Below are 21967 nucleotides of genomic sequence, written 5' to 3' on the forward strand. Positions count from 1 at the left end.
TGCGATCCCGACTTGCTAAACAAGTCGGGATTTTTTATTGCATCTGCATAAGGTAGACTTTATATTTTGTATTCAATTAATTATTGGATTTTCGAATACAAAATCACGAACACAATTATTGGAATAAGTTGTTCGTTGAAACAAATAAATGATCTCCTGAGTATTATACAAATGGAGAACGACACTCATAATCAAGCACCTCCAGACTTTTCTAGAGCCAGATTGAAGAGTGAGATTTCGTAATTTGAATGATTAAAAGCACTGCCAATTAGGTTTGGAGTAAGGTGAAAGAGGGGTAAATATTATCTTTCATAGCAGGGTGAATATAGACACACTCAGTATACCCCCCGCTCTCTCTTATGTTCATTCTTATATTGTCCTTGCAATTGTGTGCAATTTAATTTTTATAAGATGAGACTAAAAACGATTAAACTATCCGTAATGCTGATGCTGGGTATAACCCTATCAGTATTCCTTAATTCCTGTGATGAGGAAGAAAACCCCACTACTTCTGTCATAAATGTAATCGACACATTAGACCTAGTAGTAGATTTATCAATCGATAATGACACCATTTATATAGGAGACGTAATTGAATTTGACTTTGGTCAAGATACGTTAGCCGATTCATTTGATTTTGTATGGTTATTAGACGGTGGTGACCCTGACAGTACTTCCGAAATAGCGCCTTCAGTAAAATATGCTGCTTCGGGCATCTATGATGCCAGTGTAAGACTTACTAGAAAAGAAGACGGCAGAAGTTTCTATGGAAGCCTTTCTGAAGACGCCCCAATCGTAGTATACGATACGGCCCAAGGATCATTCTTACCAAATGAAGCCTTTACTATCAATGATGGAGAAGAAGCAACTTTCTCTACTGGAGATATAACATCTGAAAACCTTAAATGGATTTTGCCTGGTACTGAACTAGGAGAAATAGATGGACTTGCTACGGAAGTGACTGTCAAGTATAATCAACCAGGTATACATGATGTGACTCTTGTTTCATCACTTAACGGCTACGATGTTACTAATACTATAGAGGACCTTGTTACGGTTAATCCTCTGGCTAGCATTGAAGGAACAGTTTCTGGAAGTACAGGTTCATCAGAAGCCGATTTCCCTTCTGCGACGATTACTCAAGGACAGACTATAGACTTTACAGGATTGGTATCAAATGCGGTCGTATCATGGACATTTGACGAGGCTGATGATTCTAAAGATAAATCATCTACCGAAACGAACCCTAGTATTAGATTCGAAGAGCCAGGAACATTTGCTATTTCAGTAAGTTCGTCCGTACCAGATGATGGACTTAGCGCTAATGCTAGTGCGACACTAACCGTTGTCCCAGTTGTTTCAGAGATAGCAATTCCTGCAGGTGTAGATTTATCTGACTTACCTAGAGGAGCTTCACCAGCGCTTACTCTAAGTAGCAGTAGTACAGTTGACGCGACTTATCAATGGATATTGACGGACAAAGGAGATATGTCAGAAACAACAATCGGAACAGCTGCTACATTGACTTACTCTTTTGAGACAGAAGGTAATTACAGCTTAGTTTTAATTACTAGCATTCACGATATCACTGTCACCTCTGCTGCAGAAGACATTACAGTAGTAGCTCCTAAAGATGCCACTTTAAGCATTGCAGAATCTAATATAGTTGGTGATCAAATATTATTGATATTCGATCAAGCTATCGAAGATCCATCTTCGGAAAGTACTAATATCACAGTAAGTGTAGATGGTGGAGCAGCAGAAAGTATTGAGTCTGTTGCCTATGGAGACAACACTTCTACTTTGGTGGTTAACCTTACAGAAAGGTTTGCAGAAGGAACTACGGTAACTGTTTCATACAATCCTTCTATCATGACTGGAGCTGGTACTAACATGCCTACTTTGACGAATGAATCAATCACTAACAAGTCTATTGATAACCTAATCGAAAGAGCAGGGTTTGATTATACTTTTGACAACAATGGTGTTGGCTGGTCGATTTATGAATCTAAGACTAATGGAATGACGGCTGCTAACGTTACCTATGGAGACACTCCTGAAAGTGTATCTGCTATGAGTATTCGCCTACCAAATGATGGCTCTGCTTCGTTAAACCCTGGTGTGCTAAGAACAGCAGATCTAGGGGCAATTCCTGCTGGAGACTACACGTTAGAAATGAAATTCAGAAACGTCAATCCAATAAGTGACCAAAATAATGCTGGATCATTAGAGTTTAGATGGTATTTCACTGAGTTTGATAATAACTATGGAAATAATGATAACATCATCGGAGCCTTTAAGAAAGGTGGTATAAGTGCTGGTGGTGCTGTTCCAAATATTACATCTGGAACATTTACTAAGAACTTTGATGGTGAAGCCACACCATACTCTGATGGATGGACTGAAATAAGTGGTATGAGTAAATGGGTAGTAGTTAAACTAGACTTTACTGTAAACACTGAAATGAGTACTGGATCTTTCGTAGTTCAAGCTAAAATTGGAAAAGAACATGCCGCTGCCGAAAGCACAGATATGATCTTTGAAATTGATTATATCATCATAGATGAAAAATAATAGCAATCAGTCTGCCACTTAGTGGTCAGTTAGCTTAAGAAAAACAGCATTGGAAATACCAATGCTGTTTTTTTATGCCCTAATGTTTAATCAATAGAAATCCTAACTACCTGTCTGTACACCAAATAATTAGCTATTTTAAATACCTAGGAGTAGGTAAATGAATAATTATTCTTGATTGAAAATTGAACTATGGAAATAATTGAGTTGTGATTCCTATTGGATAAAAATCTAAGGGATTTTTGATCTGCATGGAACTCGAATTAGCTACGTTAATATAAATCTCGGTAGATCCAGTCGAACTGCGTCCCAGTAAAATTTGGTCATCTCCCTAAAAACCATTTCCTATCAAATAATCAGTGGCACTAGCATATTGATTGAGTAAGTTAGATTTGAGGAAAGTCAAGCTTATTCATAGCATTTAATCATTGGAAAGGGCTTCATATGAAACCAATGGAAATGTTCTGTGAATCGTAAGCAACAAGCTAGAGGATGACTATTAATTGACTGCCTCTTTTATTAAGCTTAAAATGTACTCTAACTGGCTATCGTCTTTTATATCAATTTCATAGTCACCATATCCGTAGTGTCCTTTGTTCGATACATCATTGGCAATGCCTTTGGGTTCGTTGATTTCACTCCATTTGGCATTGAGCCAAATCTTGATATTCTTCTTTTGTAAGTGCAGGTAGCAGAAGTTCTTTTTATCCTTTCTGAATGCGATATACATTTTCTGAGGTATTACCTCTATATCATCCGCAAGCGTCAGGATTCTATTTCGTACTAACTCGTAGAGTTCTTTTATTTCTTCTGTTGGCTTAATGAGGTGGTCTTCTTCTGTATAGACCTTTATTTCGTCCTGTACTGCCTTTAGTTCTTTGTTTTGCTGTGTTAGTGGCTTGATGCTTTCTGCTGATTTGGACTTTTTTATTGGGGTGATAGAAACCGTATCATTTTCAAATCGCTTAACCTCCCATAGCTCAATGGCAATGTCTTTGAAATTGGTCGCCAACTTTTGGTTTTCCGTGAAGCTGGTAGATACAAATACTACTCTGGTCTGAGACCAGTCTACTTCATCTCTTTTTAGTTGCTTCTTTAGGGATTCATTGTATTCTACTATGAAGTCCGCTTTGTTCTCCAGCATTAAACTCAGGTAAGTAAAGCCCTGATCCACTACGCTTATGTTCTTATCCCTTTTGTATTCAATGATGATGAAAGCCTTATTTTGAGCATCATACGCCAAAGAATCAATCCGTTTGTTTTTGATGGAGAACTCAGACTTTACCAACTCCAATCCCATTATGGTATTGAGATTGGATTCAAAGAGTTGCTGTATTTCCTTTTCTAGCTTGAAAGGCTTTTCTTTGATCTGGGCAATGGTTCCGTTCTTGTTAGCGTATATTCCCATTATTTTTATAGACCCTTTAAAAAGGTTTAACATTTACTATTTTTCAGTATAAAGTGATCGTTCAAAGTCATCACATAATTGATTTAGGTTGTCCTTGGTTTCTCGTAGAAAGAAGTCGCCTAAGTCTTTGTTCCTGATGGTATATTTCCTGTAAAGTCTGGAAAAGTCTGAGTAAATCTCTTCTTGTGAAAAGGCTGAACCATCATCATTGATTTTAGCGATCAATCGCTGACCCGTTTCATCTGCTTTGATGAACTCAAATAATCCACTGATTTTACTTTCGAAATCTGCAATCAATTCGGCAATAGCCTCTTCTTCCTGATTCCGTTTTTCTATGACCTTTAGAATGTTGTATTTGTACTTATTCGGTTGGTCTGAACTTGTTGGACTTGGGTTCTTGGGTTTATTTGGTTTGTCTTTTGGTTCTGCTGGGGCTACTATTCCTATCCTGTTGTCAAAGTATATCTCTACATCATCAATAATCTCGTCCTGCTTATTGATCTGATTGTAAAGCAAGTTGTATTTACGCCAAAACTCCAAGCGTAAGCTCTCACTATATTTCGGGTCTAAATCAATTACAAACTCTATCAGGTTAAGGATTTTGAAGTATTTCAAAACCTTCTCTTTCAGCTTTTTCGCTTCCTCTTTTGAATTTCTGATGTAGTTGTCTAATCCATCTTCAATTGCTCGAATCAAAGCAATATCAGGATTGTCCGTCTGGTACTCTTTGAACTGAGGGAAATGCTGTGTGAAGATGGAGTGAGCGTTCAGCTCTGCATATAACTCTGCTAACTTATCTTCATCACCTAACGGGTCAAAATCAGACACTACCACATTACTGAAATGCTCAAAAGCAGACTTGATATTTTTTACATTGACATTCTTGTAGGAGAAGTCAACAATCTTACAATCATTCTTATACTTGGTAGTCCTGTTTACCCTTGAAATGGTCTGAATGGCATTGATACCTCTGATCTCCTTGTCTAAGAATAAAGTATGCAGCTTGGGTTCATCAAAACCTGTCTGTAGCTTATCTACGACTATGATCAGTCCATTTTTTTTGTTCGCAAAGTTCTGTAATACCTTCTCCTCGCTTAGTCCACCATTAAGGCTATTTGTACTGCCATGTTCCTGACTGTCCGAGAATACAATGTATATCGGAGCATCAGCGAAACGCTCATACTTTTTATGCTGTGTGAGCTCAGCATAGTATTTCTTGATAAATCCTACATACTTTTTGGCAGCTGGTATAGAAGATACTGCCAACATACCTTTGGCTGAACCTCTGATGTTGTGATAGACGGATGAAAGGAGTCTTTCAACAACGAATTTCGAAATGGCTTCAATCCTCTGAGTGTTGAGGTATATTCTCTTCTTTCGTATGGCATACTTCTTTCCATACTTATCTATACCTGTATCGGTGTTGTCAGGTATCTCTTCAAAACCATAACCAAGGTCACCTTCAAAGCCTTCCAGCTCATTGTCTGGAATTTCAAAGTACATCTTTGCAGAAACAGGAACAATCCCTCGAATGGGATTTAGGATGTAGCCATCTTGTATGGCTTCGCGCATGGTATAGCTGTCAAATGGAATCCAGATTTTTTCTGATTCTGCGTATTTGTTGAACTCTCCAAAACGAGCTAAAACCTTATCATCTGGAGTTGCTGTAAACCCGACAATTAAATTTTTCTTTATTTGAAGATTTTGGTACTCTTTATTGCTGTCGAAGTTGTTTTGCAACTCTTCAAACGTACTTACCATCTCTTCGTTTTGAACACCGCTATTGCTTCTATGAATTTCATCAATTAAGAAAGCTACACGATAATCACTTAGTCGCTTGATTGATTCGTAATCAAGTATATTACTGACACTAGAGAACTTTTGTAAGTTGACAACTACCAAGCGTTTGTCGCTGCTCAAAGCAGATATGAAAGTCTTCTTGTCAGTTGCTTCTATGAACATTCCTTTTTGAATATTCATGTTATGCAGTTTAGAATCTAATTGATCTCTAAGCTGCAAGCGGTCAACTACTAGCATCACCTTGTCATACACATAGAGTCCCTCTCTGCGAAGGTCTTTGAGCTGCAAGGCTGTCCAGCCGATAATATTACTCTTACCAAACCCTGCTGCATATTGTAGCAGGAGGGAATAGACGGTCTTATTGTTTTGGTACTTCTGACGTTTGGCAATGAGTTCTTTAGTTTGGCTCTCACCAATGCCCTTTTCTTTTAACTCAGCCTCTAACTTCCTGATAAAGTAGTCTGGTTCATCTTCATGCTCCAGAAACTCATTGATCTTAAATAGTACTTTGTCTGTTCCAAATTTTTGCTTGGGTCGTGGTGCTATCAGCCTACCATCATTGTGCTTATATTCTTTGGTTTTGCTGCCTTCCTTTTTGATGAATTCACGCTCTATGAAGTTGTAGTAGAGAATTTCTTTCTCTATCATCTTCTTGTCGTAGAGTGCCTTGAACACCTCCTCAAATCGCTCGGTTTTTGTGGCTTCCCTGCTCCGAAGTGGGTAGGGCTTGAAGTCCTTTAGGACTTTCTTTTCATAGTTTTCAAAATCATAGCTGCCACTGGCTACCGTGTTTTTGATTTCATCAAAGTGATTGGAAATATTTCGGGTGACGTAAGTCTCTGAAATATCTGTAGAGGTAATATGTATGGCTTTCTCAAATACTTTCAGAAAGTCCTTTCGGATGGTTTGAGAGAAATCATTTTTATTAGCAATGGTCAGGTATTCCTGTACAGCATTTAAGTAGTCTTTACTTACTTTCTTTCTGCCGTTCTTTTGAGCCGTTTGGTTTGTCCAGTTGCTCTTTAACTCACTATATCCTAAAAAGATACCATTCAGGAAAAAGGACAAATCAGGGCGAAATGAAAAATGCTGCTTGCCCTCATAGCGAAAGATGTAGGGCAACTCCTGGACTACTGAGAATACATTTTGGTCAAATAACTTGTCTTCTTCAAACTCACTACCGCTTGGGTAAAAGAGGTGCAGCTTGATTCCTTCAAATGTGACGGACTTATTAGTATTGATGAAAATAGCCATGTTCATGGATGACTTTATCTTCTCATCCAGGAATTGGCAAAAGGCGTTTAGCAGGTCTTTTTCGCTTGGAAACTTTTTTAGGAGCTTTCGGTAATTGCTCTTATTCAGGTCTGTTTCCGAAATGAAATGCTTTAGGTCTTCTGTGATGAAGAACAAAGGCGAAACGGTATTTGCCTTTGCTTCCTTGTAGCGAAGGCCGTCAGGTCTTTCGCAAAGGAAGTTGACGAGGTATTTATCTTGTAGGTCTAATTCATTCATATTGTCAGAATCAGGATTTATTGATTTTAGGATTTAGAGGATGCCCTTTAGCATGATAGACTTTCTTGAATTGAAGACTCGTTGCTCCAAAGTTGATCAGCAACCCTACAGGCAACTGATATGCCACCAGATAGTTCTTGGCTTGAGCCAGATGTACGTTTTCAAGGTTGACCAATGCTTTTATTTCCACCATCACCTCATTTTCTATGATAAAATCTGCCCTTCGAGTGCCTACTTGAATACCCTCATAGTAGATCGTTTGATCTTGCTCTCTCACATATCCCAGACCAGCTTTCTCCAATTCAATTGCTAAACATCGCTGATAGATCACCTCTTGAAATCCATTCCCTAATGTATTGTGTACTTTCATAGCGCAGCCATTGATCTTGTAGGTGATGTCGTTGAGTTCTTTTTCTGTCATTACTTATTCATGTTGTCAGAATCAAGATTTAATCGGATGTATTTGATTTTCAGGATGAATTGAATCCTGCCCATCTTTTAATCCTACTGATCCTGATTCAGACACTTTTATTTTTCCTGTCACCACATCATTGATAAGCGTTTTTCTCAGCTCTTTGAGTGTGATGATTTGAGTCTGTATGTTCTTAACAATTTGATCAATTTCGGATGTCTTTTTCTCCAAGTAATTTGCAATGTCCTTCTGTTCATTTTTTGGAGGTAAACAATAGAAAAATTTCTCAAAAACATTCTGATAGAGATGTAGAATGGTTGTACCATTCTTGTTGAAGTCAACAAAATCAAAAAAGACTCTTGAATTAAGAAGCCAATACATGTATTCGTTAATATATTTCTCATGACGAGGGCGAGTGACGAAAACACCACTATTAAGAGTCGCAGGTTTAGGCAAGTTTTGAACAATTGCTGTTTTGCCAATCGAGCCATCTTTTGTTATTAGCAAGTCTCCCTCTTTAATAATGATTTTTTTATCCTGATCAAATCTTTCCTTTTCTACATGGTAACAATTACTCCAATCAATTTTACCATTAAGAAAATCAGTTCCCGTAACACAGTAGTAATCACCGCTCAACTCAAATTCATCACTTCTAAGTCCTTGCCAGCCAATTCTGGCTTTGACATAAGTGTAATCCTTAATTCTCCTAAATTCCCAATGCTCTGGTATTTGACCAATCCAATCAATGCCACTGTCTTTGAGTTTTACATCCTTATTCAGCCCTTTTGTTACTGTTTCATTAATCAGACTTTTCCTCAGTTCTTGATAGTAGGTGATCTTCTTTTCTAAAAGTTCTACTTTCTTATCAATGGCCTGAGTCTTGGTGTCAAGGTAATCGGCTATGGTCTCCTGTTCAGCCGGAGGTGGAATGGGAACACTTATAGCTTCAATAGTGCCCAGATATATACCTGGCTGGGCAGAATAATTCGTGTTTGACCAAAGGTTTTTTTGGAATCTGTTGCCTTGTATAAAATAGAACAAATATTTGTTAAGTAATACTCTCTCATTTACCCTTATAGTTGCTATACTTCTTTGGGTTGCAAATGGTTTGAGTTTTGGTACTAATGCAACCTTACCCATTGTTGCGCCAACTATTGCTAATTGTATGTCTCCTTCCTTAACTTTAAAAGACCGAACAATTGACAGGTAATCCTCTTTGGAAATCATACTGTCATCTTTCAAGTTGACAAACTTGTTATCAACAATGTTCCGGACACTTAATAAGGGATAGCCACTATCTACTCTTTGAAACGATCCATGAGTACCATCTTTAATTAGTCTACAAACTCTTTTTAAATGACTATCAATCCAATGAGTAGGGATATTACCTAACCAATGTATTTCAGAATCTCTATATGAGTCATATTTCATCATAGAGCCAATTCTTTTTCTAAGTTGGTTAAATCATCTTCCAATGCTTCCAGATCAGAATTGATTGCAGAAACTTCTCTCAACTTCTCGGGTGTGTAGAACACTTTATTGAAGTTTACTTCCACACCGATCACATTGTCCAGGTACTCGAAAGGCTTGGAGATGTATTTAGCCATGAAATCAGCGATCCATTGAAGATTCTCCGTTTTGTCAGGAGAGTAAGGAATAATCTCATAGTCTTTTTGCAGGTCTTTGGTGAGTTCTGCCGTTATGACAATACTGGCCTCTTTGGTCTTGGTAGCTTTCTTGTAGCTGGATTTGATAACTATTTTACCACAACCCAATTCTGTTTGTTTGCCTTCCGTTTCTTCTATGAGTGTATCCTTGTCAGTGTCATACCAATAGGTGGACTTTTCAGTCTGCACTTTCAAAGTTTGTTCCTTATAGTCCAATGATGCAATCATTGGTTTTACTTCCTCACCAAAACGCTGCAGTAGATTTTTGTATGTGGTTTTGTCAAAGTCGGTAATCGTAAACTCAGTGATCTTAATGTTTTCCTCGTCCTCAACTGTAATCTGAGTAGGAGACAGCTTGATTGATTTGGCTTCTACCTGCTCTCCTTCATTGTTTTCTTTTACAGGCATTTCAATGTGCTTTCCATTTTCATCCACATTGGTCAGCATGATACTCTGGCGATTGTAGTAGAAATGCCACTTGTCAAATACCTTGGAGAAATCGTTATCCTTAAACTCCGTGAAAGCCTTAATGATCTCTGCTCTGTTGTCAGGGTTCATTTGCTTTCGCTTCTTACCCTTACTTTTCTTTAGAGGTTCATTTAGCTCACTTGCATTGACGAGTATTACTTTGTCCTTTCTGTCAGCAGGTTTGTTCTTATTGAAAATCCATAGATAGGTATAAATGCCTGTGTTGAAGAACTCATCTGTTGGCATTTGGATAATACCTTCTACCCAATCATTGTCAAAGAAGTGCTTGCGGATATTGCTTTCACCGCTCCCTGCATCACCACTAAATAGCGTAGAGCCATTGTGAACAACTACGGCCATTCCTTCACTATTCAGTTTCCAGAGAATGTGTTGGGTAAATAGGAATTGTCCGTCAGAGATAGAGGGGAGTGAAACGAAACGATCAGTCGTATCATTCTTGATGTCTTTGGCATATCCTTTCCAGTCCACTCCATACGGTGGGTTGGCTACTGCAATGTGAAACTGCTTGTCAAAGAACTTACCTATCTCTGTGAGTGTATTGCCGTATTCTATCTGAGTGTCTTTTCTGAAACGGCTTTCAATCTTTGCCAATGCGAACAGGGCATCACTCCATTCTTGCCCATAGGTAGCTGTAGGTCGATTGAACATTTCCTGTATCTTATCTTCTACACCAAAGAGGAGGTTTCCACCTCCACAAGTCGGATCATAAATGGTAAGGAACTTGCCATTGTCCTCAATCTTGGAGGCAATCAATTCAGAAATCAAAGAGATAATATCATCTGGAGTATATTGCTCTCCTGCTGTTTCTGCTGATATATCTGCCCATCTACGCTTGATGTGTTCTTCAAGCGTAGTAATTTCTGAGTTGTTGAATGGAGTCAAATCAACTTCACTCCACGCCTGTACTGTCTCGAATAAGATTCGTTTCTTTTTGAGCTGTCCGCTAATGCCAGAAATGTCCAGGAACTTTTCTTCTTCTGTTCCTTTATCCACACCCAATAAGTATTTGGTTTCTGGATCAAATGATTTCAAGTAGAGGTGAAAATCAGAATCAAAGGCTTTGTCATTCTTACAAATGTCTTTTAGGGATTTGCCTTGGCGAATGATATAATCATTGTAGCCAAGTCCAGCAAGCTGAAACTCTTCTACAAAATCATCAATGTTATCCTTTCCAATTTCTTCTTCCAGTCTCTGGGCTTCCCTGATCAATCGGCTCTCTACCATGAGCAAAGCGAAATAGGGCATCATGTATTTAGGGAAATCACTCTGCTTGATTCCTGCACCTATGAGTAAGTCGGCTGTTCGCCAAACGTCTGATTCGTATTTGAGGATGTTAACACTCATCTTTCTTAATCTCTTTACTTATTATATCCAAAGCCCCATTAGCCAATGGCTCATCTTGTATCACATCTTTTATTCTATCAGCCAACCATCGGACTATGAGATCCTTTTCATTGGCTTTAGTACAGTGACAATCTTTATGATATGCTCTCGCTGTGCTCTTCTTTCTCAATTAGAGCCGTCTCTATATCAATCTGGGTTACTACTTGTCTAAGTAATAAGCCTTGTGAATTACCTAGCTCTCTGAGTCTTGTGTCGAGATAGTTCATTATCTTTTTATTGCCTTGTCACTTTCTGTCGTTGGTGTTAAATTTTGATTCCAATTCAGTCTTGATTTTTGAAAAGACAATAATAAAATCACGTGATGAAGAAAAATATTTAGCATCATTTTAGACTGAAATATATTAGTCAATTTAAATCTTCTCAAAATCCGCCTCAAGTTGCTAAAAACAGGCATAAGAGACAAGGCTTATGAAATCTAAAGAATATCTCACTATAGCTAAAAGGCGGGGTGTGTTAATGATGTCTTAAGGATGAATGGAGATATTTATCTAATATATTGAACACTGCTCTATTTCTTTACCTATTAGCTATGACACATATATTACTTCTCAATCCTTCTTTAGTCCTGTGAAGCCAACTATCTTCTAAAAGCTATTGATTATTTGAGAAAATCCTCCTTGCCAATCACCGTAGCAAGCAAATAGATAGACAAAAATAGCTATCAATACAATCGGAAAATAAACATCTCCAAATTTATCTTTTAGAAAAGAATATTTTAAAAACTGCCAAACATACACTCTAAATCCAAGTATTTTAATTAATCCTATTTCAATTGTTTCTGTATGACCTTTTTCGTTAGAAGAGTAATACCCATCAATTTTAATCTTTAGCAGAGAAACCGGATCAATTCCTAACCCTATATTTTTAAAGGATAATTTTTCCTCAAATCCGTCTATTTCTATTGTTTCTTTAAAATGCTTGGACCAATTACTTTTAAAATAGGCATGTATTTTATCTTTAATGTACTTAGTGAACCCTTTTCGAACTTCTTCTTTTTGGAGTTTGGTAAAATATCTCCAAACAAAAAATATATAAATACAATATAGACCTATATAAAATCTGCTTATCTCTGTTATCTCTAGTCCCAATCCAAGTAGGTTGAACTTGGTGATCTCGACTCTTGAAAAGGCAAGAAATATAATGACTACACTTAGTATGTTGAGGTTCTTGCGGACTGATCCAAAAGAGATATCAAAATCGCCGCTTGAGTCGGAGTTTACAGTTATATTGTTTCGTATGGGTCTAGACATAGATCAATTAATTTTTAAAAATTCGAAGTTCTTAAAATGAACGTTAAGTGCAAAGAACTTAATAGAAGAAAAATGAAATCTACCTTTTGACATTTTTAGAACTCAAGATTTATTCATTTCGAGTAGGCAAGAAGAAGTAGTTTGTCTCTTAAGACCTCTACGCTCCTCTCGGATGACAGGATTTATATAACGTAGACCGTAAGTGTCTCATCTGAACAAACACTCCCCCTTGACAAGGGGGCTGGAGAGGATTCAATTTATAAATCCAGAAAGTAGAACTACTATATCAAGAACCTTACTTGTACTTGTGTTTCTTCCCAAATCCCCCTTACCCCCTTTGAAAGGGGGAATATGAAAACTTGTTCATCATGAGCTCCCATCTCATTCGAAACAAAACATACAAAGCGTAAAATGGTAATTATCACTCCTATCCTCAAGCGAAGGGGCTTCTAAGGCCTTAGCTAGATATTTCGTGCTGCTCAACATAACTGCGTTTTTGCATCTGAATGCAGCGTCATCACAAGCAAAGTGCGGCGATCTTTTTAGGTGAGGTACTGCCTCATTTTGGCAGATTACTTCACTGCGTTAGTAATGACGTTGAAGACTCAGAATCAAAAAGCGTTATCAGTAGCAGAGCGAAAGATCTATCGAGGTCCTATCCCTGTGTTTTCTCCAGTAGTTTCTTCTGAAGTTCTATAATGGTATTTTGACAATCAAACAGTTGCTTGTTCAAGTCCTCTTTTGATTGGATCAATGCTTTGAGCATCTTCTTTAACTTATCCTCAGAGATATCGTCTAGGTATCCGAATCTTTCTCTTTCGGTGATGAAGTCAGTCTCTCTTACGTCCTTGTTATTGGGCTGTGTTGACGTTGCTCCTTTACTCACATCATGAAAGGCCATATCTAATCGAATGAATTTATTATGGTCTAGATTGTATTGAGACATGATTTCATCAAACTTTTCTATTTTCATCGCAGTGCCTGATTCATAAGACTTGATATTTTCACGAGTCAAGCCAAAGTACTCACCGAAGACCTCCTGAGACAATTTGTGTTGTTCCCTTAGAGTCTTTAAGTTCTTGCTGATATAGTTGTTTTGATTATGAATATCGGACGAAAGGTTGTGATGAGTATTTTTTGATTTCACAGAATATAGTTATCAACGATAAATATTTTACTTATTAGCATTATCAAAACTAATATAATTTTCCATGAAGACTGATATAGTTATCACCGGGATTTGCTATTCTACTTTCAAAGCAGGGATAGTGGGTCAATGGAGTTGGTAAGTAATAAAGGCCAAACAAAACATCACATATAGATCTTTACCTGAGTCCAGATGATAAAAGGAAGTGATACTTCAATCAAAAAGCTTCGTCATAAGCAGGAGGATCGACGAAGTAATCTTTCAAAGATAACAGCACCTCACCCGAAGAGATCGCCACGCTCCACTCGCGAAGACGACTATTTGTTGCTATTCATTACTCCGTCATCCCAGAAGGTTTTCTCACAATAGTGAAGAATACTATCAGGGATCACGCAGATCTAGTATCAAACTAATCATAATTGACAACAGCCTTTCTCGAAAAGATCGCCGTGCCGTGTTCGCGACACAACAATTCATAAAATACTCCCCCTTGAAAAGGGGGCTGGGGGGATTAATTTCTCAATCCATGAAGGAAAGTAATAAGCCTTGTTTGAGTTGTATTACTTCCCAAATCCCCCTTACCCCCTTTGGAAGGGGGAATTAGAAGTTGTAGTATCTGTTCAAATAATCTACCCAATTGAAGCCGCGCTGTGCTCGTGAAGACGGTTTTCATTGTGGGGTGTTTTCTATTCTTGTACTAAAAAACAACGTCTTTACGAGGAGGCACGACGAAGTAATCTTTCAAAGATAGCAGTATCTCACTCGAAGAGATCACCACGCTCCGCTCGCTAAGACGACTATTTGTTGCTATCCATTACTCCGTCATCCCAGAAGGTTTTCTCACGATAGTGAAGAATACTATCAGGGATCACGCAGATCTAGTATCAAACTAATCATAATTGACAACGGCCTTTCTCGAAAAGATCGCCGTGCCGTGTTCGCGACACAACAATTCATAAAATACTCCTCCTTGAAAAGGGGGCTGGGGGGATTAATTTCTCAATCCATGAAGGAAAGTAATAAACCTTGTTTGAGTTGTATTACTTCCCAAATCCCCCTACCCCCTTTGGAAGGGGGAATTAAAAAGTCGTAGTATCTGTTCATATAATTTATCCAAATTAAGCAATACCTTTCCTCAAATGACACCTCGAAAAGACACAACAAATCATTACCGTTAATAACGGTATGACAAACTGTAAACAAAAAGTCGCCCCCAACTTCAGCGAAATATGGGGGCATAATGGAACATCGAGTCTCTATAAATACTACCTAGACCCGAGAAGTACTTTAACCATCAAGGAGCAAGAAGCGTTCCTATCTCTACGATTTTTTCTTCTCTATACTGCTTCTGAAGCTTCAGCTCATCTATATTCACCTGCTGTAGATAAGCCTCTTCGTCAGTCAATACATTTCTACCTTTGGTCTCAGAGTCAAGCTTAGACTTTGTTTTATCTATCATAGACTGTTGTTTGTCAATCATCTGCTGAGGAGCACTAGTAGTGGTGAGGTGAGACATTAACTGTTCGGCATTGAGCAAATCATCCTTTAAGCCATCGATTTCTACTTGATCGATTTCCTGCTTAGCCAGTCTAGTGGTCAATCTATCCTGAGTACGGATGATATCACGATCCAGTTCAATAACCTCCGCAGACATTTTTTGCTTCAAATAGGTTAGTTGCTGACTATCCATTTCATTTAAAATTATCATAATTATAAAATTTTAAGGGTTAAAAATTAATTCTCCCGCTCCTTCGTGGATCGGGCATACTTAAGCGATTATTTATGTAGACGACCGCAGTCGCATATAAATAATGATTTGTTGCGTATCATTTTGATCCTGATCAGGTTTGGAGCATACCAAACTGAAGCCACGAATCCTATATCGGAATGGCTACAGTTCTTCCTCCATCTCAATGACAAACAAGAAATGTTTTGATTGTAGGGCCGTAGCCCTTTATGCAAATTCCTTAACTCTTAGGGTGAGCTTTTGCAGTACTCAGAAGATGTACTTTAATACCCTCCTGAATATATCGGTTAATTAGCATCACACTTAACGCACTAAGAACCTGTCGACTAATGTCTCGGTGCTTAGAGTAGAAGAAATTAACGAGCTAGTCTAGCCAAATCAGCAAAACTTGTATTCATGTATTCTTCTAAACGTTTCAAAACTATCGGACTAGGAAAATGTTTTGCCTGTTCTACCTTAGAGATAGTAGACTGATTGACTCTTAGTTTGACGGCTAGTTGTTTCTGATTTAGTTTTCGGAAATTCCTTACGTACCTGAATATTCTGGCACTGGCTTGGTTTGTAGTCATAGCTAATTGATTAACTGGTTGAATTAATTATGCGAATTAAGTAATGATTTCATTAAAAACAGGCCTCCTCGACAACTTTTTTTACTTTTTATTAAATATTTAATATGCGTGGTTAGGTTTTGGAAAAAAATATGCGTAATCAAGATTTAGAAAAAAATATGCGTGGTTAGGATCTGAAATAAAATATGCGTGGTTGAGTTTTGAAATAAAATATGCGTGGTTGGGATTCGAAATAAAATATGCGTGGTTGAGATTTGAAATAAAATATGCGCGGTTGAGATTTGGAAAAAAATATGCGTGAGTGGGTTTGAAAAAAATATGCGTGGTTGAGATTTAGAAAAAAATATGCGTGACTTAAAAATGAACCACGCATATATGCGTGACCACCTTACGCATATATGCGTAAATGAAAAAAAGCAACCACGCATATTTATTTCGTTGCCAAAAAAATATGCACGACTCAAAAATGATTTTTAGGCACAATGAAACTTTAAAGCAGTTAGTAGAAGAATACTATTACATATAGAGTTTCATTTTATGGTTTGTCTCATCCTCTGAACAAACACTCCCCCTTGACAAGGGGGCTGGGGGGATGTAATTAACCAATCCAGAAAGTAGATTCATATCAAGTGCCTTGCTTGACTTGTGTTTCTTCACAAATCCCCCTTACCCCCTTTTATAAGGGGGAATAAGAAAACTTATTCATTACTAACAGAGTCAGGCAGTAACTCACCTGATCAGATCGCCGCGCTCTGCTCGCGATGACGGCTCTTTAAGACTGTGCTGTTCTGGCTTCGGACACAACGAATAACCAACTAGGTTACTCAAAGTAATCTAGTTGGTTTTTTATTATGAGATCTCAGATAGTTACCTTACGATTTCTTTATTCTTGAAAGCTATCTAAGTTGACATATATACTGTCATCAGTCATGGTCACCCACAATGGCCCTTGTAAATAAATATTTCCATTAGAATAATACCCTTGAGTAGACCTCATATCTCCTACAATAAAATCAAATGACCCCTCACCTTTGGTATCTGGTGATTTCCAAGTGTAACTGACCGTATCTTCTGATTTGATGGACAATTCTAAAACGTCATTACTCAAAGTTGCTATGACTTTGAGTTCTTGTTCACGCTCTGATACATTTCTAATCCTTAATTCTAAATCTTTGGTAACATTATCATCCTTACAAGAAACGATAGCACTAAATACTGCTAAGAGTAATAAAATACTTTTTTTCATAGTTAACCTTTTATCTAAAATATACTAAACGACCTGAACTGACTCTCCTAACGGAATTAAGATCCTCGGAAACTTTAACTGCAATATCAGCCTTGAACTTTATTGAATTTTTCATAGACTCGTCACTAGGAGCTTCGAGCCATTTTTTTGTAAACCAAAAGCGTCTTTTCTTTCTCTTGATCTTACCTACTCCTTTGAAATAGTCCCGACCCACATGATTATTATGATAATCCATCTCTTGGTCATAAGATGGTGAACCTTGATCAGCATTACACTCTTCATGCCTATTGGTAAAACCTTTAGCTAAATCAATGCCCTTATCTATACTCTTCTTTTTGCCTGCATAATATTTAGCTATTAATGCATTCCACATGGCATGCCTAAACGCATCACTTCTTGTTTTGCCAGTCCTTTCTCGGTATACATTATCAACGAATTCCCATGTTTTATCAGTTGCTTTTTTTACTGCACTAGCGGCAGTTGGTCTACCAAAGAGATACCAAAACTCTTTATTACACAAACCTCCAGGATAGTACATCGCTCTTTCGTTATTAGCAGTCTGAGTACCAAAATCTGGAGTTGAAATGATATGTTGAAAAACATCAAATTGTAGATTACTATCATAGTATTTTTCTATTATCTCTATATTCAGGGCTATTTGCTCGTCAGATAGAGTTGGAAAATCATTTCGAATTAGTTCTAAGTCAGAATCATCCATTCTATGAACATCTGGGTACTTTGTCATTTCTTCTTCTTCGATCTCAGCCATGAAATCTAATGTAGGATACTCTACATTTTCTAAAGTTGCATTTGTTTTCCCATTAGAAATAGAAAATTTTGATAGATACTCACTTTTATAATCTTCTAGATTAGTAGTTAGAGCTAGTGAGCTTCTTTTTCCGTGTTTAACTTGAATACCTTCAAAATTAATTAATCCCTCTTGCTGATTTTCGAAAATGCTTATTTGATCTGAACAAGATAAGACCGTTAGACTGATTACAGTCATAATAAACAATTGAATTGTTTTCATTTTGCTATACATTTTATTTGATTACAAACACCTGACCAATAGCTTATATAGCCATTGAATTAGCGTACTTGTCCTTAGAAATTATTTTAAAGCCAATATATTTATTTTTTTCACAAACAACGTTTAGTGTTTGTTTTTAATTGTACTCTTACTATGACGTAAGTATATTTCGTCATTACGAACGCAGTGAAGTAATCTGCCAAAGTGAAGCAGTGAACAAACACTCCCCCTTGACAAGGGGGCTGGGGGGATTTAATTAACCAATCCAGAAAGTAGATTCATATCAAGTGTCTTGCTTGACTTGTGTTTCTTCACAAATCCCCCTTACCCCCTTTAAAAGGGGGAATAAGAAAACTTATTCATTACTAACAGAGTGAAGCAGTACCTTACCTGATCAAATCGCGGCGCTGTGCTAGTACGAAGGGTTTTTAAGACTGTACTGTTCTAGCTTCGGACACAACGAATAACCAACTAGATTACTTTGAGTAACCTAGTTGGTTTCCCCCTACAGTATATCCTTGAACTTTTTTGTAGCAGATCGCTGATTGAGTACTTCGGTCAAGTATTCAAAGTTTAGATTATATAGACTCTTGATCGCTATCAAAAACCGATCTCTTTCTTTGAGATAATCTACCGTGCGGCGCAGTGACGATCTCCTGTGTCTGAGCTTGATCGCATAGTAGATCAATATGACCAATGCCAAAGAAATCAATAACACTACAGTGATAAGAGACAAAACTTGGATTTGAAGAGTTATGGCTTTTTTCTCCGCTATTATCTTTTCATGCTGAATATGTACACGCTCTGTCCTGAAAGCCTCATATTGTTCTACTTGTAGTGCTATTTTCTCATCTTCGACGATAGATGCTTCATTGCAAGTTTTACTATAGTGATAAGCTGTCGATATTTCGTCCCTTCCCTCATGGTAGTCTCTTAGCCTCATGAGTGCTTCCTTGTATATTCGAAAATCTACCTGAGTAGGGTCTAGTGTAGAAGCCTTGGTGTAGTAATGTATCGCACTGTCTTGATCTCCAACTCCAGCATGAAGATCTCCTAAATCTAAAAAAGTAGCAATAATATACGGGTTACCTATTGGTACAGACAGATATAGCTCTTGATGAAAATAGCGCTTTGCTAAGTCATACTCTTTTTTCTCAAGGTGACAGGCTCCCAAATTTCCATATATTCTAGCCATGTGGGTAGTATCCTGTAATAAGTCGGCCAGGACGAGAGCATTTTGATAATAGTAGTTCGCCGAATCAAATTGGTCTCTTTTTAGAAAGCAATTTCCAATATTCAACCTTGCCATCATTATATAAGATGTCCTATCTAGACTTTGATTGATAGCTAGTGACCTGTGTAAGTAATACTGTGCGGAGTCATACTGTTCAAGACTCAAAAGAGAGATACCCATATTCATATAGCAAGATGATTCGCCTTTCTTGTCTGCTAATTCCTTTCTGATATCTAGTTCCTCTATGAAACTTTGAAAAGCTGTAGGATAGTTGTATGTCTCTAAATGGCAAATACCAATACTACTCATAGACTTTGCTAGTTGTTGATATTCATCGGTTCTTGTAAACAGCTCAGCAGCATTGTAATAACTCACCAGTGCCTGATCATATTCTTTCAATACTTTTCTTTTTATAATACCTTCTAGGTAAAAAGATTTACCAAGAAGACTGAGATTACCTGATGATTCCGCATCTTTTTTTACGCTATCGATGATCTGCAAGGCGGAGTCAGGGTGTTGGTCATAGATTTGATGTGCATGGTTAAATAGATCGTCAGACTCTGAGGTACGATCACATGAAATTAGACTTGCAAGTAATGCAAGCCACAAAAAATAAAGCGGGTTGATGTTCATTTAGCGTGATTTGATGTTGAATAAAAATGATAGAGTCTCAAATGATGCTGTCTGCAAGTTAACGGTTTCACGTTAAATAAAGTAAAGTTTACAAAAAGTTGACTGACCGAGTAGTCAACTTTTCAACCCTATTTATCGATGTCTACCATCTGGGTCTGCTGGTTTTGAATTTCTAATTCTTGTAGATCGTGCTTCTTCTATTTCTTGTTGATCTGGATCGAAATCTTCAAAGTCATCTTGACATGATGTAGCTATAGTGACTAATAGAAATAGGGCGATTTTGAAAATTGAATTTTTCATAGTTTATGTATTTAAAATATTGATTGTTTACGAGTTGATGTTGAGTGCTTGCATATATAAGGTATACACGGATGTCTAGAGCCTAGTAAAAACGTAGCTCGCTAAGATAACAGAATAGGGTCTTTTGAAGTTGACGGTTTGAGGTCTAGTGCTATAGAATTCTTAAAGAGGTGCTGCTTTACTTTGATAGCTTATGTAGACAGAATCTAAGACTTCTAATTCCCCCTTCTAAAGGGGGTAAGGGGGATTTGGTAAGTAATACAACTAAGGTTATGACTCTTACCTTCTTGGATTGAGGAATTAATCCCCCCAGCCCCCTTTTCAAAGGGGGAGTATTTTTATATTATGAATTGTTCGTTACGCACAGCACAGCGATCTATTCGGGTGAGGTACTGCTTCACTCTGACAGATTACTTCGTCGTGCCTCCTCGTAAAGACGTTGTTTTTAGTACAAGAATAGAAAACACTCCACAATGAAAACCGTCTTCGCGAGCGCAGCGCGGCGATCTCTTCAGGTGAGGCCGTTTGCCAATTATGAGTAGTTTGATACTAGATCTGTGTGATCCCTGATAGCTTTTCTTCGCTGCCGCGAGAAAATCTTCTGGGATGACGATGACAGGTAGTAGTTATGTACCGATCGACGTAACCGTCATCTCGGAAGGTTTGATAGCGAGAGCGTTCAACCCTATCCGAGATCTCAAAGTCAGAGGATGCAATAGCGAAGAGATCCCTGATAGCTTTCCTTCACTGCCGCGAGAATATCTTCAGAGATGGCGGTGTATGATTCCGGATCACTTCACATTATTAGAAGTATTCTCGAAGTGTAGTTTGTCTCATCTTTTCGGACAAGTAATAGTTAATGGTAATTTAATGACCGTATTAATAGATAGACTGGGTGTCACGTCTAGCACAGACTAGTTCATTAGAAAAAACGAACTAAAAAACCAGATCTCTAACAAATACTGCTATTAAAACATTTAAAGGCTATTAATAAGTGTCGGGTAGCTATCAGATCAAAAGGTGTTATTGACTAAAATTGTTTTTCCATTTCAAAAAAAGATCAATATATGTTTTGATAAAAAGGTAATAAAATTACCTTTGGCATTACCAGTGGCATTTGAGAGAGTTAAGTTCCATTATTATTTATGATAAGCTAAGTATAGTTGGTAACATTCCCTAGGTACGAAGGGTGACCATCTAATATTTACTTATTAGCAAAGTGGCGGCGTACCCCGCCCACTTATTGATTTTTCAAAAAATTAGTGAATGAATACCGAAAGCTTTATTGAAAAGCTCTTAGAGCTATATTCAAGATTGACGTTTTACAACATGTTTTTTAGAAACCTACCTGATCATGAGAAACATTACCTAGAGTGCGAAAAGCGTCTGGCTGAATGTGAAGCCGAACTACTTTCCTATGTCCCCGATGCTATTAGCCATGAAATCAATGAAATGCAGAATGTTTGATAGATCCACATCCATAATGAGATAAATAATGATTGTTGTAAATGGATACTCTCCGACCCAAAAGGGTTGGAGTATCTT

At 37.6% G+C, this 21967-nt stretch carries 17 protein-coding genes; 3 read left to right on the plus strand and 14 right to left on the minus strand.

The features are described 5' to 3' along the window. The first annotated feature begins 411 nt into the window (after positions 1-411). Positions 412-2574 (plus strand): PKD domain-containing protein, encoded by a 2163-nt coding sequence (locus DKG80_RS13695; RefSeq protein ID WP_109831919.1) that lies wholly within the window; start codon positions 412-414, stop codon positions 2572-2574. Between the two features lie 499 nt (positions 2575-3073). Here the strand turns inward: DKG80_RS13695 and DKG80_RS13700 are convergent, their stop codons facing one another. From DKG80_RS13700 to DKG80_RS21175, 14 genes are all read right to left on the minus strand, one after another. Further along, positions 3074-4015 carry a DUF5655 domain-containing protein gene (locus tag DKG80_RS13700; protein ID WP_245907012.1) on the minus strand — a complete coding sequence of 314 codons (942 nt, stop codon included), beginning with the start codon at positions 4013-4015 and terminating at the stop codon, positions 3074-3076. A 3-nt stretch (positions 4016-4018) separates the two neighbouring features. After that, complete coding sequence (locus DKG80_RS13705) at positions 4019-7294, minus strand: DEAD/DEAH box helicase family protein (RefSeq protein WP_109831920.1); 3276 nt, start codon at positions 7292-7294, stop codon at positions 4019-4021. A gap of 10 nt (positions 7295-7304) precedes the next feature. Continuing rightward, positions 7305-7715, minus strand: a complete 411-nt coding sequence (locus DKG80_RS13710) for a GxxExxY protein (RefSeq protein ID WP_109831921.1) — start codon at positions 7713-7715, stop codon at positions 7305-7307. Between the two features lie 21 nt (positions 7716-7736). Continuing rightward, positions 7737-9140, minus strand: coding sequence for a restriction endonuclease subunit S (locus DKG80_RS13715; RefSeq protein ID WP_109831922.1), 1404 nt, complete (start codon positions 9138-9140; stop codon positions 7737-7739). Next, entirely contained in the window at positions 9137-11206 is a 2070-nt protein-coding gene (locus tag DKG80_RS13720; RefSeq protein ID WP_109831923.1) for an HsdM family class I SAM-dependent methyltransferase, read from the minus strand. Before DKG80_RS13720 ends, DKG80_RS13715 begins: the two co-directional genes overlap by 4 nt. Beyond that, positions 11196-11375: a hypothetical protein gene (locus DKG80_RS13725; RefSeq protein WP_109831924.1), complete on the minus strand. Its 180-nt coding sequence runs from the start codon at positions 11373-11375 to the stop codon at positions 11196-11198. Before DKG80_RS13725 ends, DKG80_RS13720 begins: the two co-directional genes overlap by 11 nt. 475 nt (positions 11376-11850) lie before the next feature. Beyond that, positions 11851-12516, minus strand: coding sequence for a hypothetical protein (locus DKG80_RS13730; protein WP_109831925.1), 666 nt, complete (start codon positions 12514-12516; stop codon positions 11851-11853). 655 nt (positions 12517-13171) lie between these two features. After that, positions 13172-13663: a helix-turn-helix domain-containing protein gene (locus tag DKG80_RS13735; RefSeq protein WP_109831926.1), complete on the minus strand. Its 492-nt coding sequence runs from the start codon at positions 13661-13663 to the stop codon at positions 13172-13174. A gap of 1294 nt (positions 13664-14957) precedes the next feature. Beyond that, entirely contained in the window at positions 14958-15371 is a 414-nt protein-coding gene (locus DKG80_RS13745) for a hypothetical protein (protein ID WP_109831928.1), read from the minus strand. Positions 15372-15766: 395 nt separating this feature from the next. Continuing rightward, the gene (locus DKG80_RS13750) at positions 15767-15979 is read right to left on the minus strand and encodes a helix-turn-helix domain-containing protein (RefSeq protein ID WP_109831929.1); all 213 of its coding nucleotides are present in this window, start codon (positions 15977-15979) and stop codon (positions 15767-15769) included. Between the two features lie 883 nt (positions 15980-16862). Then, the gene (locus tag DKG80_RS13755; RefSeq protein ID WP_109831930.1) at positions 16863-17225 is read right to left on the minus strand and encodes a hypothetical protein; all 363 of its coding nucleotides are present in this window, start codon (positions 17223-17225) and stop codon (positions 16863-16865) included. Positions 17226-17235: 10 nt separating this feature from the next. Continuing rightward, on the minus strand, positions 17236-18255 hold the full coding sequence (locus tag DKG80_RS13760; protein ID WP_109831931.1) for a DUF6973 domain-containing protein: 1020 nt from the start codon (positions 18253-18255) through the stop codon (positions 17236-17238). Between the two features lie 505 nt (positions 18256-18760). Next, complete coding sequence (locus tag DKG80_RS13765) at positions 18761-20122, minus strand: tetratricopeptide repeat protein (RefSeq protein WP_109831932.1); 1362 nt, start codon at positions 20120-20122, stop codon at positions 18761-18763. Between the two features lie 132 nt (positions 20123-20254). Further along, positions 20255-20422 carry a hypothetical protein gene (locus tag DKG80_RS21175; RefSeq protein ID WP_162555881.1) on the minus strand — a complete coding sequence of 56 codons (168 nt, stop codon included), beginning with the start codon at positions 20420-20422 and terminating at the stop codon, positions 20255-20257. A gap of 612 nt (positions 20423-21034) precedes the next feature. Here DKG80_RS21175 and DKG80_RS21180 point away from each other — a divergent pair. Both DKG80_RS21180 and DKG80_RS13770 read left to right on the plus strand, forming a co-directional pair. Continuing rightward, positions 21035-21340 carry a hypothetical protein gene (locus DKG80_RS21180; RefSeq protein ID WP_162555882.1) on the plus strand — a complete coding sequence of 102 codons (306 nt, stop codon included), beginning with the start codon at positions 21035-21037 and terminating at the stop codon, positions 21338-21340. A gap of 348 nt (positions 21341-21688) precedes the next feature. After that, entirely contained in the window at positions 21689-21889 is a 201-nt protein-coding gene (locus DKG80_RS13770) for a hypothetical protein (RefSeq protein ID WP_109831933.1), read from the plus strand. Positions 21890-21967: the final 78 nt, after the last annotated feature.

This window comes from Reichenbachiella versicolor (genome assembly GCF_003171675.1).
GTDB lineage: Bacteria > Bacteroidota > Bacteroidia > Cytophagales > Cyclobacteriaceae > Reichenbachiella > Reichenbachiella versicolor.